This is a genomic window from Kitasatospora sp. NPDC048286, assembly GCF_043201735.1.
Classification (GTDB): domain Bacteria; phylum Actinomycetota; class Actinomycetes; order Streptomycetales; family Streptomycetaceae; genus Kitasatospora.
Genome location: NZ_JBICZE010000019.1, coordinates 59767 through 74653, shown reverse-complemented (window position 1 = coordinate 74653; position 14887 = coordinate 59767). Strand labels below are relative to the sequence as shown.

The window sequence follows — 14887 nt, the reverse complement described above, 5'->3', positions numbered from 1 at the left end:
CCGCCGGGTGCCCGTCGCCGGGCCGCCGGGACGGTCACCCGGCGCGCATGTACGGGTGATCGTGCTGCCGTACGGCGACCGCCTGCGCCCGCTCGCGGGCGTACGCCCGCAACAGCGCGTCCAGCCGGTAGCGGCCCCCCGCCGGCGCACCCAGCAGATTCGCCTCCACCAGGGCGTCCAAGGCCTCCTCGGCCTGCGCCTCGGAGCAGCCGAACATCACCGCGACCCAACTGCTGGAGACCGAACGCGATTCGGCGGCCCCCAGCGCGGTGAACACCTCGGCCGGGTCGACCCCGGCCGGAGCCGCCCGCCGGAGCCCGGCGTGGTCGGCGTCGAGGCAGGGCCGGACACCGAGGTCGCCCGCGCACAGTTCGTCCAGCAGCCGCGGGGCGTCCGTGAGCCGCCGGGCGAAGTGCCCGATGGTCCAGTGCGGGCGCTCCAGCAGCCGGGTCCCCGCGATCCGGATCGCCAGCGGCAGGCCCGCGCAGACCGTCAGCACCGAACGGGCCGACCGCGGTTCGGCACCGACCCTGGCCGGGCCGACGATGCTGCCCAGCAGCTCCAGCGACCCGGCCTCGTCCAGTGGGCCGAGGACAAGCGGGGACGCCCCCTCCAGATCGGCCAGCCGCCGTCGGCTGGTCACCAGCAGCCTGCTGCCCCCGCTACCCGGTATCAGCGGCCGCACCTGCGCGGTGCTGGAGGCGTTGTCGAGTACCACCAGCAGACGGCGGCCCGCGGTGAGCGAGCGGTAGAGGCTCTCCTGTTCCGACTCCTCCTCGGGTATCTCGTCCCGGGGCACACCGAGGTCCGCCAGGAACCGCGGCAGCACCGCCCGGGCGGTCAGCGGCCGCGCGGCTCCGCCGAGATCCGCGTAGAGCTGGCCGTGCACCGAGGAACCGCGCACGGCGTGCGCCGCCTGCAGGGCCAGCGCGCTCTTGCCGACACCGCCCCGGCCGGTCACCACCGCCGTCGCCACCATGCCCGCGGGCATCGTGCCGGTCGTGAGGAAGTGCTGCAGCCGCGCCAGTGCACCGGAGCGGGCCGACAACGGCAGCGGCACCGAGGGCAGCTGCGCCGGGCTCGGCCAGCAGGATCTTTCCCAGGCGGCGGCCGGCGCCGGCGCGACGGCCGCCTCCGGGGCCTTCGCGGGCTGCTCCAGCGGGTCGGGCGTGCGGGGCCGGTCGTGGGCCGAGAGGATGTGCCGGTGGACCTCGCGCAGATCGGTGCTCGGCTCGGCGCCGAGCTGCTCGACGAGCAGCGCCCGGGTGCGCTGGTAGAGGTCCAGGGCCTCCGACTGCCGTCCCGAGCGGCCCAGCGCCAGCATCAGCTTGCCCACCAGGGCCTCGCGTAAGGGGTGCTTCCGCACCAGCCGTACCAGCTCCGGCACGATCTCGGCGTGCCGCAGCAGCGCCAGCTCCGCGTCGAACCGCATCTCCATGGTCTGCAGGCGAAGCTCCTGGAGGTAGCGGCCCTCCACATCGCGCAGCGTCTGCGACGGGATGTCCGCCAGCGGCTCCTCGCGCCACAGGGCGAGCGCCTCGGCCAGCTCGGCGGAGGAACCTTCCAGGTCTCCGCGCTCGGCCAGCTCCGCCGCGCGCCGGCGATGGGCCGTGAACTGCCCGAGATCGCTCTCGTGCTCGCCGAGTTCGAGGAGGTAGCCGGGCGCCCGGGTGACGATCCGGGCGGAGGCGTGCTCGCCCAGCGACTGCCGCAGGCGCATCACATAGGTGCGGACGGTCGCGGCGGCACTCGGCGGCGGGGCGCCGTCCCAGACGTACTCGGCGATCCGGTCGACGGAGATCACCCGGTTGGCGTTGAGGAGGAGGGCTGTCATGACCACGCGTTGCCTCGGCGCCGACACGTGCACCTCACGCGCGTTCAACCGGACGGAAAGCGGGCCCAGTAACAGGAAGTTCAAGGGGGGAGTCCTCTTCATCGCACGACCGGTGGGCAAGACTGCCTCCAGCGTCTTGGGTGACCATGAACGGGTCAACGCGGTCCTGTCGTATCTAGAGGTATTCCTAGAGCACAGGTCTTGCGCGCATGCCGGGTTTACGCTGCGCGGCACCGTCACGGTGGTCAGGACCAGGCCGCCCACCACGGCCCACCGGCCGGAGTCCGTCACCGCTACTCACCGGACGGGAAGACCTCACGCAGCAGCGGATCCGGCTTGCCCCACCGCCGCCACTCGCGCGGATACCCGAGGGACACCTCCTGATGCCGCACCCCGTCCGCGTGGACGGTCCGCGGACTGACGGCGTACAACCTTGCCATGAGGTGCCCTCGCCTCCTCGCCCGGATCCGCGGTGCGGGGTCCGGCCGGACCGTTGCTGCCGAGTCGGAGCCAAGTAAATCCCACAGGATTGCTCGGCGCTGCAACGTTCTTACCATTCGCCGAAGAAACGGCCGGTTTTGAACCCGGGCATGAGTGCCGGATGCGCTCCGATGCGTACTTGCTGACATTCCCGGAGGCATGGCAGGCTGTCATATGTGGCGCCCGTGACCCGCCGACCGTCGCCGATCGGGGATCCCCGGATTAGTACGTACCAGCCGGCCCACCGGTGCGGCGGGTGTCCGACGTGATCACCACACCCCGCCCGCCGGCACCGCGCGGATTTCGCGAAAGGAATGAAAGGCCGACATGATCCCCCTCTCTTTGGACAGCGACCTGTGGTGCCGTCGCTTCCATCCCTCGCCGACGGCCACGCGCCGACTGGTCTGCTTTCCGCACGCCGGCGGCTCGGCGAGTTTCTACTTCCCGGTATCCGCCGCACTGAGCGGTCCGGTGGACGTCCTGGCCGTGCAGTACCCCGGCAGGCAGGACCGCCGGGAGGAACCCGGTGTCCAGGACCTGCACCGGCTGGCCGACGAAGTGTCCGAAGCGCTGCGCCGCTGGGACGACCTCCCCCTGACCTTCTTCGGGCACAGCTTGGGCGCGCTCGTCGCCTTCGAGGTGGCCCGGCGGATCGAGCGCGCGGGCGGTCGGATCGACCACCTCTTCGTCTCCGGCCGCAAGGGGCCGTCCGCGGACCGGCCCGGGCCCTCCCACCCACTCGACGACGAAGGCATCGTGGCCGAGGTCAGGGCCATGAGCGGCACCGACGCCCGGCTCCTGGAGGACGAGGAACTGCTCGCGATGGTGATGCCCGTGCTGCGCGGCGACTACCGGGCCCTGGGGGCCTACCGGACCGACCGTGACGCCGCGGTCACCTGCCCGGTCACCGCCGTGGTGGGGGACCAGGACGCCTGGACACCGGTCCCCGAGGCCGGGCACTGGCGCGACCGCACGACGGCCGCGTTCGACCTCAAGGTCTTCCCCGGCGGGCACTTCTACCTCAGCGGCCGGGCGGACGAGGTGACCGGCATGCTCCGCGACCACCTCGCCGGTACGCCGCGCGCCTGAGACCGCCGACGACAGGGAAGGGGGACCGAGGAGTGACACCGTCAGCGACCTCTGAGGAGATCAAGCCCGCGCAGCGGCCGCCGCGGTCCGGGCCCGCCGGCGGCGCCCGTCCGGCAGTCGGGGGCCCTTCCGGCGGCGCGGGCGTCCGTCGGCTGACCGCCGTGGACGCCCGCATCCTGGAAGGCGTCGCGGTCGGCACCCCGACCGTCCGGCTGGCGGCATCGCTTTATCTGAGCCCGCAGGGCATCGAGTACCGCATCGGGCTGATGATGCGCCATTTCCAGGCCGCGAACCGGCCGGCTCTGGTCTCCCGGGCGCACTCCCTCGGTGTGCTGAGCGTCGGAGCATGGCCACCCCGCGTCCTCCCGGAATTCCTCGAGTCCTAGCAGAGCGCGGCGCGCACCGCTCCCTGATCTCCCCCGTGAGTTCCCTCCCGGAGGACGGGCCGAAAAATCCTTTCCGAAAGCGGAGAATTCACTCCGCCGGTATGCTGTCGGATATTCTCCCAGACCCGGATATCGTATCGATATCGCGCCGCGAGACGGGTTCCCGGGTGTCCGGTCGAACGCCGGATTCTTCGGCATTCTGGTGTCAGGCCCACTTCTGCTGCACTACGCTCGGGCCGTACCGGCACCCCTCCATTCGCTCCGATTCACAGGAGCTGTCATGAGTCCGGGGTACCTGTTCGTCGGCGGCGTCGGGACCGAGCCGCATGGCCGGGAGCTCTACCGGACCTACGAGGTCGTGTACCGCGCCGAGCGGGACCAGCCGTGCGCATTCGGCCTCAAGCGCGGCCGGCCGCTCCTCACCCACCAGCCCGGTACCGACCCGCACGTCGAGATGCAGCCGGTTCTTGGCGGCCTTGCCCTCGGGAACGCGCTGGAAGTACAACCGCGGCCCCACATCTGACGGATCGACGCAGGCGAACCACGCTTCCCGCCGCTCGGCCGGCTGCGCGCTCCTGTAGTCCCCCCACGTGGCGAACCCCTCCGGTGGCGGCGGCACGACGTACCCCAGCGCCTCGCACCAGAAACGGGCGAGGCGCTCGGGTTCCGCACAGTCGAAGGTGACCTGGAACTGCTTGGTCGATGACATCGGCCCACCATGGTGGCGCGCACCGCCCACCGGGACCCCTGGGCGGCCGTTGATCGTTCCGCTTCTCGTCGGGGACGCCGGGCCCTGTGGTGGGATCAGGTCGTGCGCTTCAGGTAGGCCTCGATCTCGTCGGCGGCGCGGGTGGCACCGCCCGCTTCCCGGGTGAGGCGCTGCGCCTCGGTGCCCCGCTCCCGCACGGCCGCGTCGGCGGCCACCTCGGTGATCGCGGCCCGCAGCAGGCTCACGTCGGCCTCCGCCGGCAGCAGTACCCGGCCGAGGCCCAGCTCGGCCACCCGCGCGGTGTTGGCCGCGACGTCCGGCCAGGACGGCACTCCGAGTATCGGGCAGCCGGCGTCCAGGGACTCCAGCACGCCGCCCATGCCGCCGTGGGTGATCACCAGCCGAGCGTGCCGGAGCACCGTCAGGTGCGAGACCCAGCGGTGGACCTCGACGTTGTCCGGCAGCGGACCGAGGTCGGCCGGGTCCATCCCCCCGCCGACCGAGATGACGGCGTGCCAGGGCAGCTCGGCGAAGGCGTCCACGCACAGCCGGAAGAACTCCGGATGCCTGTTGTGCACGGTCCCCATCGAGACCAGCGCCACCGGCAGGCCGCTCGCCGGGGGCCGCCACTCCCCCAGGAAGGAGCGGTCCGTGAGGCACGGCCCGACGAAGGCGAAGCGCTCGTCGAAGCTCTCGCCGTGCGGCTGGAAGAACCGCGGCACGTGGACGAGGTTGAGGCGCTCGGTGCGCATCATGAACTCGTGCGCCGGCTCGTCGATGCCGTGCGAGGCCAGCAACTCGGCCATCCGGACGCCGAATTCGACCATCACCTCCTCGGTGAGCGGGACCGCGCCGTCCGCCTCCATCATCTGCTGCACGAAGGAGTAGGTGTCGTTGGAGGCGAAGAACGGCGTCGACTGGACGGCCGGGAGCCCCCAGGTGTGAGCCAGTATCCGACCGGCCTGGAAGGCCACGGCGTCGTAGACCACCGCGTCGGGCCTGGCGTCGCCGAACCACTCCTGGACCGCGCGCAGGATGGCGATGTTCTCGTCCAGGAAGATCAGCGGGGTGCGCCCGTTCTCGGGACCGCCGACGCTGTCCAGCGGCTGGGTGGAGTCGTAGCGCAGGTGTTCGGCGCCGACCTCGGCCAGGGCCTGGGCGAAGTCGTCGACGGCCGCGTAGGTGACCCGGTGCCCGCGGCGTACCAGTTCACCGACGACCGCCAGAGTGGGGAAGACATGGCCGTGGGCCGGGATGTTGACCATCAGGATGTGGCTCACTGCTGCTCCGTCGGTATCGGGAAGAGGAACGAGGGAAGAGGGAAGCAAGAAGCGCGATTCGGGAAGGGAGAAGGGGCGCGGCAGGCCGCGCGGCTCAGCTGGGGTCCTGGTCCGGGCCGGGCTCGGGCTGCGGCTCGGACTGCTGCTCGGCGGCCCACTGGGCGTTCGCGATCTCCTCGGCGCTCAGCTGCCGGCGCGGGATCCAGGCGGGGACGGTGCCCTCCTCGTTGCGGCCCTTGTCGAGGATCGCGAGGTTGTGGTAGAAGTGCGCGCCGGCCAGCGTCCGGTCGGTCCCGCTCGGGCGGTGCGCGGTCGGCGGCTCGTGCTCCTCGTGGTTGAGGCCGTCGAGCAGCTGCTTGAGGAAGCCCATGCTGGTGGTCGGGTCGCCGAGCCGCTCCGAACTGCCGCCGTAGCCCGGCCAGTAGGAGGTCTGCAGGTCCTCGATCACATAGAGCCCGCCCGGGACCACGTGCGGGAAGAGCGCGCCGAAGGCGGCGATGACGTCCGGGCAGTAGTGGCTGCCGTCGTCGATGACGATGTCGATCGGCCCGATCCGCTCGGCCAGTGCGGTGAGGAAGGCCGGGTCCGCCTGGTCGCCCTGGACGGTGTGGATCCGCTGCTCGCGCAGCGCCGTCTTGTCGTAGACGTCGACCCCGTAGACGAGGCCCCGCCGGAAGAAGCGCTTCCACATCCGCAGCGAGCCACCGCCCGCCGCCGGGTCGGCGTAGCCGCCGATCCCCAGCTCCAGGATGGTGAGCGGCCGGTCCCGCAGCGGGGCGAAGTGCCGGGCGTAGTGCTCGGTGTAGTAGTGCAGCCCCCACTTGTCCGAACCGTGGCGCAGCGACAACTCGGCCAGGTCGAGCGGCTGTTCCACCAAGCCGCGGAGCAGCTGCTGGACGACCGGGAAGGCCGCCAGTGCGGGCATCAGCCGGGCCGGGTCCTCGATGCCGTGCCAGGTGATCCTGGGCGTGCGGTGGCCTGCGGTGTGCCGGGCGCCGAAGACGGCGCGGGCCAGGTCGAGCAGGTCCAGCTCGACGGTGGCGCTGGGCTCGTCGGCCGGCCCGGTGCGGTGCTCGGCCTTGGGGCCGGTCAGCAGGTGGTGCCGGAGCACCTGGCCGTCGAAGGCGAGCTCGAACTGCACCACCACCGCCGCGGCGGCGAGTTGCTCGCTCAGGTCGGCCCGGCTGACCAGTTCGTCCACCAGGTCGGCGGCCGTCTGCTCGGCGCCCGCCGACCTGATCACCGCCGCAAGCTGCTCCTCGGGCCCGTCCGCCGCCAGGATCAGGGCGCGGATCCGGCGCAGGTCGGTCTCGTGCGGGTCCGAGTCGTGGTCCGACGGGCTGTTCACGTGCCGGCCGTTCTCGTGCTGTCCGGTGAGGGTGGTCATGCGTGAGCCTTTCCACGAGGGAGTCGAGAGGACGGGGAACGGATCGGGGCTTCTTCCAGGCCGGGGTGACGGCGTCGGTCATCGCCGGCGGCGGGATCTCCACCCGACCGGGGAAGAGGGCGTTGTCCACCACGATCGGACCGCCGGGCACCGCGTTCACGGCGGGACGCCGTTGCCACTCTCAGCTACTGGATCGACACGTCGTGAATCTAGGTGCGCATCCCTCCCGCCACAAGCACTGCCGGGGGCCACGGGGCGCCGAGTGCGGGAAACGAGCCAGAATCGGGGCACCGCTGTTCCGCATGTTTGAACCCGTCACCCCGGTGTCGTTCGTGGCAGCGGCGGAGTCGGTGATCGTCGGGCGACCGGGCCCCGGCCCCGGATCCACCGGCCCCCGCGGCCGGCCCCGGGCGGGACCGTCCCGCCCGGCCGGGTCGGCCCGCAAGGACACGAGGGGCAGTTCCACCCCCATGACCAGTGACCGAGCCGCCCGGGTCCGGCCCGGCCCCGAGGCCGGAGCGCCGCAGGTTCGGCTCCCGGGTCCGCACTGTGGATCGTGGCCGAGTACGACGCCGCCGGGAACGAGAAGGGCGCGATCCCGCGGTGAGGCCTTCGCGTCACGTCCTCGCCCGCTCGGCGGAGTCCAGGATCACGCGAAGGCCGCAAGGTCGTCCCGGAGGATTCCCGGGCGTCAGGCCGAGGTGGCCAGGTCGGCGAGCAGGTCCTGTTCCGCGGTGTCGTGGACGGACTCGTCGACCAGGCCGGTGACGAAGTCCTCGTACGCGACACCACCTTCGCCGAGGACGCCTCGGAGATCCACACCGGTCACGGTCCGGAGAACACGGCGGCGACGGCTACCGGGGGGTGACGCCGAGTGCGAGGTGCAGCCGCTCGGGGCGGGCGGGGGCGCGAAGCCGTTCGGCCGGTATCCGGTCGCGGCGCTCCTGCCAGGCCAGCAGCCGGGCCCGGTCCTGCTCGTCCGCGGCCTCGTCCCCGGCGCCGCCGGGCACGCTCTCGCGCAGCAGTACCCGGGCCGGACGGTCCTCGTCGGCGGGCAGTACGTCGAGGACCAGGAAGTGGGTGCCGGGCGGGAACACCACCTCGGGATCCCCGTCCTCGGCGATCACGGATGTGCGCCGCCCGGTCGCCGACCACAGCAGGAACTCGACGTCCGTGCCCGGCACCACCTCGGCCTGCGCCGTCCCCACCACGGGCGCCGGCTCCACCAGCAGCGCACCGCGCGTGTACTGCGCCAGCACCGACGCGGACACGTCGGCGCCCAGCAGCACCGCGCCCCGGTGGTTGGGCAGGCGCCGCAGCCCCGATCCCAGGCAGGCCAGGTAGCCGGCCAACGGCCCCTCGCCGCCGGCGGTTCGCCGGGCCGCCTCGACCAACTCGGCGCGGTGCACCGGGATCCCGGTGTCGGTGTGGTGCAGGTACACCGCCGCGAGATCGTCCCTCAGGTCGTCCCGGGACTGTGCGCGCAGCGCCGGCATCCGCAGCGCGGCCTGCTCGGCGCGGCTGGCGTAACGGTGGAAGTCCGCGCCCAGCAGCGCTCGGAAGGCGGCCCGCTCGGCGGCCGTGGACACCCGGCCGGCGGCGCCGGCGCCGGCCGGTGGGACGAGGAGGCGGGGTGCGGCGGCGGAGTCGGGGGAGCCGGGGGTGGTGGTGCTCTCGGTCGTGGTGACGGTGGCCGGGGCGATCGGTTCGCTGTCGCCCTCGGCGGGGGCCTGGGCGAGGAGCGGGTCCTGCGGGGTGGTCGGCTCGGGTGGGGTGAGCTGCTCGTCGCCGTGGTCGGGGGTGTCGGTGCTCTCCGTGGTGACGGTCGCCGCAGTGGCGGGGGTGAGCGGCTCGGGCGGCTCGGTGTGGCTCTCGGCGGGAGCCGGGGTGGTGGGGGCCTCCGGCGTGAGGGGTTCGGGGGCCGCCGGGGCGGCCGCGGGGGCCCGGTGGATGCTGGGGGTGCCGGGCAGGAGCAGGTGCGGGGCCGGGGCACCCGGTTCGGTGAGGGCGGACGCCAGGTCCTCCAGGACGGCGAGCACCTCGGCGGGCGCCGGCCGGTCGGCCGAGCCCGCGATCAGCGTCGGCCGGGCGGGGTCGGGGTCGAGCAGCCGGGGGCCGCGGTCGTCGGGTGTCCGATCGGGCCGCAGCCACAGCCCGGCGGGGACGGCCTCCAGGCGCCAGCCCGCGACCGGGGCCTGATGGAGCGCCGGCCCGGAGACGGCGAAGGCCGCGGGGAGGGGACGCCACGCGGAGGCGATCACCCGTCCCAGTTCGATGCTGGCGGTCAGTTCGGTCAGCCACGGCTCCCAGGCCGGGGCCCCGTCGGCGCCCAGGACGCGGGAGGACCAGCCGCTCGCGGTGTGCGTCGGCAGGCCGACGGCGGCCCGTACGTCGTGACCGAGGGCCACGGCGAGCGCCCCGGCCAGGGCGACGAGCTGCGCGGTGTCGGCCCAGGGTGCGCTGACCAGCAGCTCGGCGGGGTCGGCGCCGGGCAGGACGGGCCGGGCGGCGGCGGCGGCGGAGGCGGCGGCCGTGGTGATCGCGCCGATGTCGGCGGCCGGCGGCAGGGGTGCGTCCGGGCGGCCCACCACCAGCACCGCGGTGCCGGGCGCCGCGGCGGCCCGCAGCAGGGGGGACGGCACGGCGGCCGGGCCGGGCCCGCCGTGGAACCAGAAGCCGTGCGGCAGCACGGTCATCAGCGGGTCGGCCGCGCCCTCCGACGCGGGTTCGGCCACTGGTTCGGCCGCCGATTGGGCCGCCGCTGCGGCCACGGGTCCGGCCGGTGCCGCGGGGGAGGGTGCCGGGTTTGCCGTCGGCACAACCGGACCGGCGAGCGGGGGAGTCGGGTTCGGTTCGACGGCTGGTTGTGCAGTCGTCCGGGCCACGGCCACGGCAGGTGCCGTGGGTGAGGGTGCCGGGCCTGCCGCCGCCGGTGCCGCCGCTGCGGTGGCTGTCGTGCCCGCCCGCCCGCGTGCCGCGCCCGCGTCCGTTCGGGGCAGGGGCCACACGGGCCCGAGTCGGCGGGTGCGTCCGTCCGGGGTGAACAGCCACCAGGAGGACGGTTCGGTGTCGGTGGCGCCCGTGGTCAGCAGGGTGCCGTCGGGGCGCAGGGTGACGAGTCCGTCCGGGGCGACGATGCTGGTGGCGGCGATCTCGGCGATCCGTTGCGCGGGCCGGGGTCCGGACGCGGGTGCCGCCGCGAGGGCGGAGGCGGCCAGGACGAGGGTGGCGGCGTTGCGGTCGGCGGCGGTGCGGGCCAGGTCGGCGAGGCGGCCGAGCAGGACGGGTTGGGCGTCGGGGGCCGCGGCCAGCACGGTGACGGTGCCGGGCACGGCTTCCAGCGCGGTCAGCGCGTCGGTGAGCGTGGCCGGCAGCGCCGCCGCCCCGGTGCCGTTCCCGTTTCCGGGCGCGATGACGAAGTGCGCTCCCACCTCGTGCAGGGCTGCCGCGCCCGCAGCCACGGCGGCCGGCGCCGCAGCGATGTCGGTGTGCCGGCGGGGCAGCCAGCGCCGCGCCCCCGAGGCCCGTTCGACGGCACTCACTGCTTCGACTCCCCGTCCCCGTCCCCACTGCCGTTCCCACCGCTGCCGGCCACACCGCCGTCGCCGTCGTCGACGAGCGCGGTCTGCACCTGCACGGTCCGGCGTCGGGTGATGTGCAGGGCGCGGCCCGGGGGCAGCGCGAGCGGCTTGGTGTTGCCGAACAGGAAGCCCTCGCTGGGCGGGCAGGACAGCAGCAGCGCGGGGGTGTTGACCTCTTCGAGCTTGCGCAGCAGCTGGTCGGAGGAGGCCCGTCCGACGCCGTTGGCGCTGCGGGCCACGATCAGGTGCAGGCCCAGTTCGGTGCCTTGCGCCAGATGTTCCAGCAGCGGCGCGAACGGGTGGGCGTGCATGCCGCCGGGGGAACCGGAGACCAGTTCGTAGTCGTCGACCAGGATGAACAGTTCGGGGCCCTCCCACCAGTCCCGCAGCCGCAGCCGCTCGGGGGCGATGTCCGCGCCGGGCAGCCGGTTGGCCATCGCCCGGGCCGCGCCGTCGACGATCTGGCGCAGCACGTCCACGGCGACGGCGTGTCCGAGCCGGTACTCGGGCGGTACCGCGCCCTGGAGGACCCGCCGGTAGTCGACCAGCATGATCCGTGCCTCGTCGGGCCGGTAGGCGCGGGTGATCCCGGCGGCCACCAGTTTCAGCAGGTTGGTCTTGCCGGCCTCGCTGTCGCCGACGACGACCAGGTGCGGGGACTCCTCGAAGTCGTGCCACAGGGTGTCCATGGAGACGTCCCGCAGGCCCAGCGGCACCCGCAGCCGACCCTCGGGGGCGGGCAACGCGGCGGCGGGCAGGTGCAGCGGCAGCATCCGGACCTCCGGTGCGCGCGGGCCGCTCCAGTGCTCGGCGACGGCGTCGACCAGGTCGGCGACGCCCTCGCCCAGGTCCTCGGTGCTGCCGTGGCCGTCCAGGCGGGGGAGCGCGGTGAGGAAGTGCAGTTCCTCGCCGGTCAGTCCGCGGCCGGGGATCTTGGGCACGGTCGCCGCGATCCGCATGCCGATCGCGGAGTCGACCGGGTCGCCCAGCCGCAGCTCGAACCGGGTGCCGAGCAGGTCGCGCAGCGCGCCGGTGACCTCGCCCCACCGGGTGGTGCCGACCACCAGGTGGATGCCGTAGTTCAGGCCGCGCTGGGCGATCAGGGTCAGGGCCGGTGCCAGGTCGGGGAACTCCTGGCGCACCGTGTTCCAGCCGTCGACGACCAGGAACACGTCACCGTGGCTCTCGCCGGGCAGCGCCCCCTGGGCCAGGGCGCGCCGGAACGCCGCCACCGAGTCGATGCCCTGTTCGGCGAAGCTCTGCTCGCGCCGGGCCAGGATGGCGTTCACCTCCGCGACCGTGCGTACCACCCGTTCCGGGTCGTGCCGGCCGGTCACCGCGCCCACGTGCGGCAGGGCGCGCAGCGAGGAGAGCGTGCCGCCGCCGAAGTCCAGGCAGTAGAACTGCACCTCGCGCGGGGTATGGGTGAGCGCCAGTGCCGCCACCAGGGTGCGCAGCAGGGTGGACTTGCCGCTCTGCGGCCCGCCCGCCACGCCCACGTGGCCGCCCGCTCCCGACAGGTCCGCGACCAGCAGGTCGCGGACCTGCTGGAAGGGCTTGTCGACGACGCCCACCGGCACCCGCAGCGCGCCGCGGCCCGGGTCGTCCTCGGCGGTCAGCCCGCACCCGGGCACCGGTGCCAGCGGCGCCAGCAGCTGGTCCAGGGTCGGCGGCACGCCCAGCGGGGGCAGCCACACCGGGTGGGCCGGCGGACCGGCGTCCACCAGCTTCTCCGCGGCGATCTCCAGCAGGCTGCGGCCGGACGCCGCCTCCTGCTCCCGCACCTCCTCCGGCACGACGACGGGCTGACGCGGCGCCACGTACTCCGTGCCGTACACCGCGACCTGCCCGGCCGCGGCCTGGCGGCGCGCCTCGACCGGGCGCGGCGCGCGGTAGGGCCCGGAGACGTACGCGGCCTTGAACCGGGTCAGCGTGGCGATGTCGCTGCGCAGGAACCCGTTGCCCGGTTGTGAGGGCAGGTGGTAGGCGTCCGGGACGCCCAGCACGCCCCGGCTCTCCATCGCCGAGAAGGTCCGCAGACCGATCCGGTAGGACAGGTGCGACTCCAGCGCGTGCATCCGCCCCTCGTCCAGGCGCTGCGAGGCCAGCAGCAGGTGCACCCCCAGCGACCGCCCCAGCCGGCCGATCATGATGAACAGGTCCATGAAGTCCCGGTGCGCGGCCAGCAGTTCGGAGAACTCGTCGACCACGACGAACAGCGTCGCCAGCGGCTCCAGCGCCGCCCCGCCGGCCCGGGCCCGCTCGTAGTCCAGCAGCGAACTGTAGTTGCCCGCCGCCCGCAGCAGTTCCTGACGGCGCACCAGTTCCCCGTGCAGCGCGTCCCGCATCCGGTCGACCAGCGCCGCCTCGTCGGCCAGGTTGGTGATCACCGCCGAGGTGTGCGGCAGCTGCTCCAGGCCCAGGAACGTCGCCCCGCCCTTGAAGTCCACCAGCACGAAGTTCAGCACCTCGGAGGAGTGCGTCAGCGCCAGCGCCAGCACCAGCGTGCGCAGCAGCTCCGACTTGCCCGACCCGGTCGCCCCGATCAGCATCCCGTGCGGCCCCATGCCGCCCTGCGCCGACTCCTTGATGTCCAGCTCCACCGGCGTGCCGTCGGCGGCGATGCCCAGCGGCACCCGCAGCCGGTCGGCGACGCCGCGCGCCCAGCCCGCCGCCACGTCGTGCCCGTGCAGGTCACGGACGCCCAGCAGCGACGCCAGGTCGAAGTCCCCGGCGAGCGGCTCGCCGCCCTCCGACCCGTCCCCGATCCGGTACGGCGCCATCAGCGCCGCCAGCCGCCGCGCCGCCGGCAGCGACAGCGCGTCCGCCCGACCCAGGTCGGTCTCCTCGTCCCGGTGGTTGCGGTCCGCGCCGACCATCGCCAGCCGGCCCTCCTCGATCCGCAGCCGCAGCCGGTGCCGCAGCGGCTTCCACTCCAGCGCCTCACCCAGGTCCAGCAGCACGGTGTTGCGCCACCCGGCGAGCGCCGCGCGGCTGCCCGCACCCACCGGCACGCCGTCCAGCACGACCACCGTGAACGGCTCGTCCCGGCCCGGCTGCGCCTCGGGCTCCCAGGGCCCGCGCCCCGCGAACTCCGCCCCCAGCACCTGCTCCAGCTCCGCCACCGAACCGGCCGTCAGCCGGACCGGCCCCAGCGCGTCGGTGTCCTGCGGGTGCAGCGCGTGCGGCAGCCACTTCACCCACTCCCACCGCCCGCGCCGCCCCGGCTCGCACACCACCGCGATCCGCAGCTCCTGCGGCGCGTGGAACAGTGCCAGCTGCGCCAGCATCGCCCGCGTCAGCGCCCGCGCCGCCTCCCGGTCGTCCGCGCGCACCAGCACCTGGGCGTAGCCGCGCACGTACACCGCGATCGGCTGGTCGGCGACCGTGCCGTACGCGTGGATGAACCGGCGCAGCGCGTGCGCGCACAGCGGCTCCAGGTCCTCCACCGGCTTGGTCGCCAGCGGCGCCAGCCGCACCGCCAGCCGCTGGTGGCCCACCCCGACCCGCACGTCCCCGAAGTCCGGGTGCGCGCTGCGCCGCTCCCACAGCCGCGAGGTGCGCACCAGCGAGGCCAGCGCCCCCGGCGCCGGGTGCCGCCAGGCCAGCGCCTCCTGCTGGCGCACGATGTGCCCGCGCACCTGACGGCGCATCTGCGCGAGGTAGCGCAGGTAGTCGCGCCGCTCGGCGCGCAGCTCCCGCTTGCGGTCGCTGGACCCGCGCAGCAGCGACGTCACCAGCATGCCCACCGCCGAGAGGCCCATCATGCCCATCGCGACGTACGTCATGATCCCGCCGCCCTCACCCGGGCGCAGGAACACGAACACCATCGACAGCGAGCTCAGCGCCATCGGCGCCATCGTGATCATGCTCGACATGCCGCTCTGCGACTGCGGCAGGACCGGCGGCTCCTGCAGCTGGATCTCGCCGTCGGGCATCGCCGGCCCGGGGCGCCGCGGCGCACGCTCGACCACTACCACACTCAACGAAAGCGCTCCCTCGCACCCGGGAAGGACGGCTGCGAAGTGCCCCGCCGCGCGGGCGCCGTCCTCCTGGGGCGACGGACGGCGACCCCTTCCGGGTTCAACCCCCCCTGCCGAGGGCGCCCGCCACGTCCGCGCCGGGCCCGTCCGCCCGGCCC

9 protein-coding genes and 1 pseudogene are annotated in these 14887 nt (G+C 74.0%); 2 read left to right on the top strand and 8 right to left on the bottom strand.

Going from position 1 to position 14887, the window contains the following annotated elements:
* Window positions 1–34 precede the first annotated feature (34 nt).
* Together ACGF13_RS34775 and ACGF13_RS34770 are read right to left on the bottom strand one after the other, a co-directional pair.
* Entirely contained in the window at window positions 35–1936 is a 1902-nt protein-coding gene (locus tag ACGF13_RS34775) for a BTAD domain-containing putative transcriptional regulator (protein WP_392883108.1), read from the bottom strand.
* Between the two features lie 191 nt (window positions 1937–2127).
* A pseudogene (locus tag ACGF13_RS34770) lies at window positions 2128–2250 on the bottom strand (metallophosphoesterase); the annotation flags it as partial.
* 391 nt (window positions 2251–2641) lie between these two features.
* On the opposite strand from ACGF13_RS34770, the gene ACGF13_RS34765 reads away from it, so the two are divergent.
* Window positions 2642–3403 (top strand): thioesterase II family protein, encoded by a 762-nt coding sequence (locus ACGF13_RS34765; RefSeq protein WP_392883105.1) that lies wholly within the window; start codon window positions 2642–2644, stop codon window positions 3401–3403.
* Between the two features lie 161 nt (window positions 3404–3564).
* Complete coding sequence (locus tag ACGF13_RS34760; protein ID WP_360509318.1) at window positions 3565–3789, top strand: hypothetical protein; 225 nt, start codon at window positions 3565–3567, stop codon at window positions 3787–3789.
* A 205-nt stretch (window positions 3790–3994) separates the two neighbouring features.
* On the opposite strand, the gene ACGF13_RS34755 is transcribed toward ACGF13_RS34760, so the two are convergent.
* The 6 genes from ACGF13_RS34755 to eccCa all read right to left on the bottom strand — a co-directional run bounded on the left by ACGF13_RS34755 (window position 3995) and on the right by eccCa (window position 14732).
* On the bottom strand, window positions 3995–4498 hold the full coding sequence (locus ACGF13_RS34755) for a VOC family protein (RefSeq protein WP_392883102.1): 504 nt from the start codon (window positions 4496–4498) through the stop codon (window positions 3995–3997).
* Window positions 4499–4593: 95 nt separating this feature from the next.
* A complete protein-coding gene (locus ACGF13_RS34750; RefSeq protein ID WP_392883099.1) occupies window positions 4594–5778 on the bottom strand; it encodes a macrolide family glycosyltransferase in 1185 nt (394 codons plus the stop codon).
* 94 nt (window positions 5779–5872) lie between these two features.
* A complete protein-coding gene (locus ACGF13_RS34745) occupies window positions 5873–7165 on the bottom strand; it encodes a hypothetical protein (protein WP_392883096.1) in 1293 nt (430 codons plus the stop codon).
* Window positions 7166–7856: 691 nt separating this feature from the next.
* On the bottom strand, window positions 7857–7985 hold the full coding sequence (locus tag ACGF13_RS34740) for a hypothetical protein (RefSeq protein ID WP_392883094.1): 129 nt from the start codon (window positions 7983–7985) through the stop codon (window positions 7857–7859).
* A 34-nt stretch (window positions 7986–8019) separates the two neighbouring features.
* The gene (locus ACGF13_RS34735) at window positions 8020–10707 is read right to left on the bottom strand and encodes a hypothetical protein (protein ID WP_392883091.1); all 2688 of its coding nucleotides are present in this window, start codon (window positions 10705–10707) and stop codon (window positions 8020–8022) included.
* Window positions 10704–14732: a type VII secretion protein EccCa gene (gene eccCa / locus ACGF13_RS34730; protein ID WP_392883088.1), complete on the bottom strand. Its 4029-nt coding sequence runs from the start codon at window positions 14730–14732 to the stop codon at window positions 10704–10706. Before eccCa ends, ACGF13_RS34735 begins: the two co-directional genes overlap by 4 nt.
* Window positions 14733–14887: the final 155 nt, after the last annotated feature.

Coding starts and splice junctions, on each gene's coding strand:
- ACGF13_RS34775 (WP_392883108.1), bottom strand. CDS start 1,936: ATGAAGAGGACTCCCCCCTTGAACTTCCTGTTACTGGGCCCGCTTTCC.
- ACGF13_RS34765 (WP_392883105.1), top strand. CDS start 2,642: ATGATCCCCCTCTCTTTGGACAGCGACCTGTGGTGCCGTCGCTTCCAT.
- ACGF13_RS34755 (WP_392883102.1), bottom strand. CDS start 4,498: ATGTCATCGACCAAGCAGTTCCAGGTCACCTTCGACTGTGCGGAACCC.
- ACGF13_RS34745 (WP_392883096.1), bottom strand. CDS start 7,165: ATGACCACCCTCACCGGACAGCACGAGAACGGCCGGCACGTGAACAGC.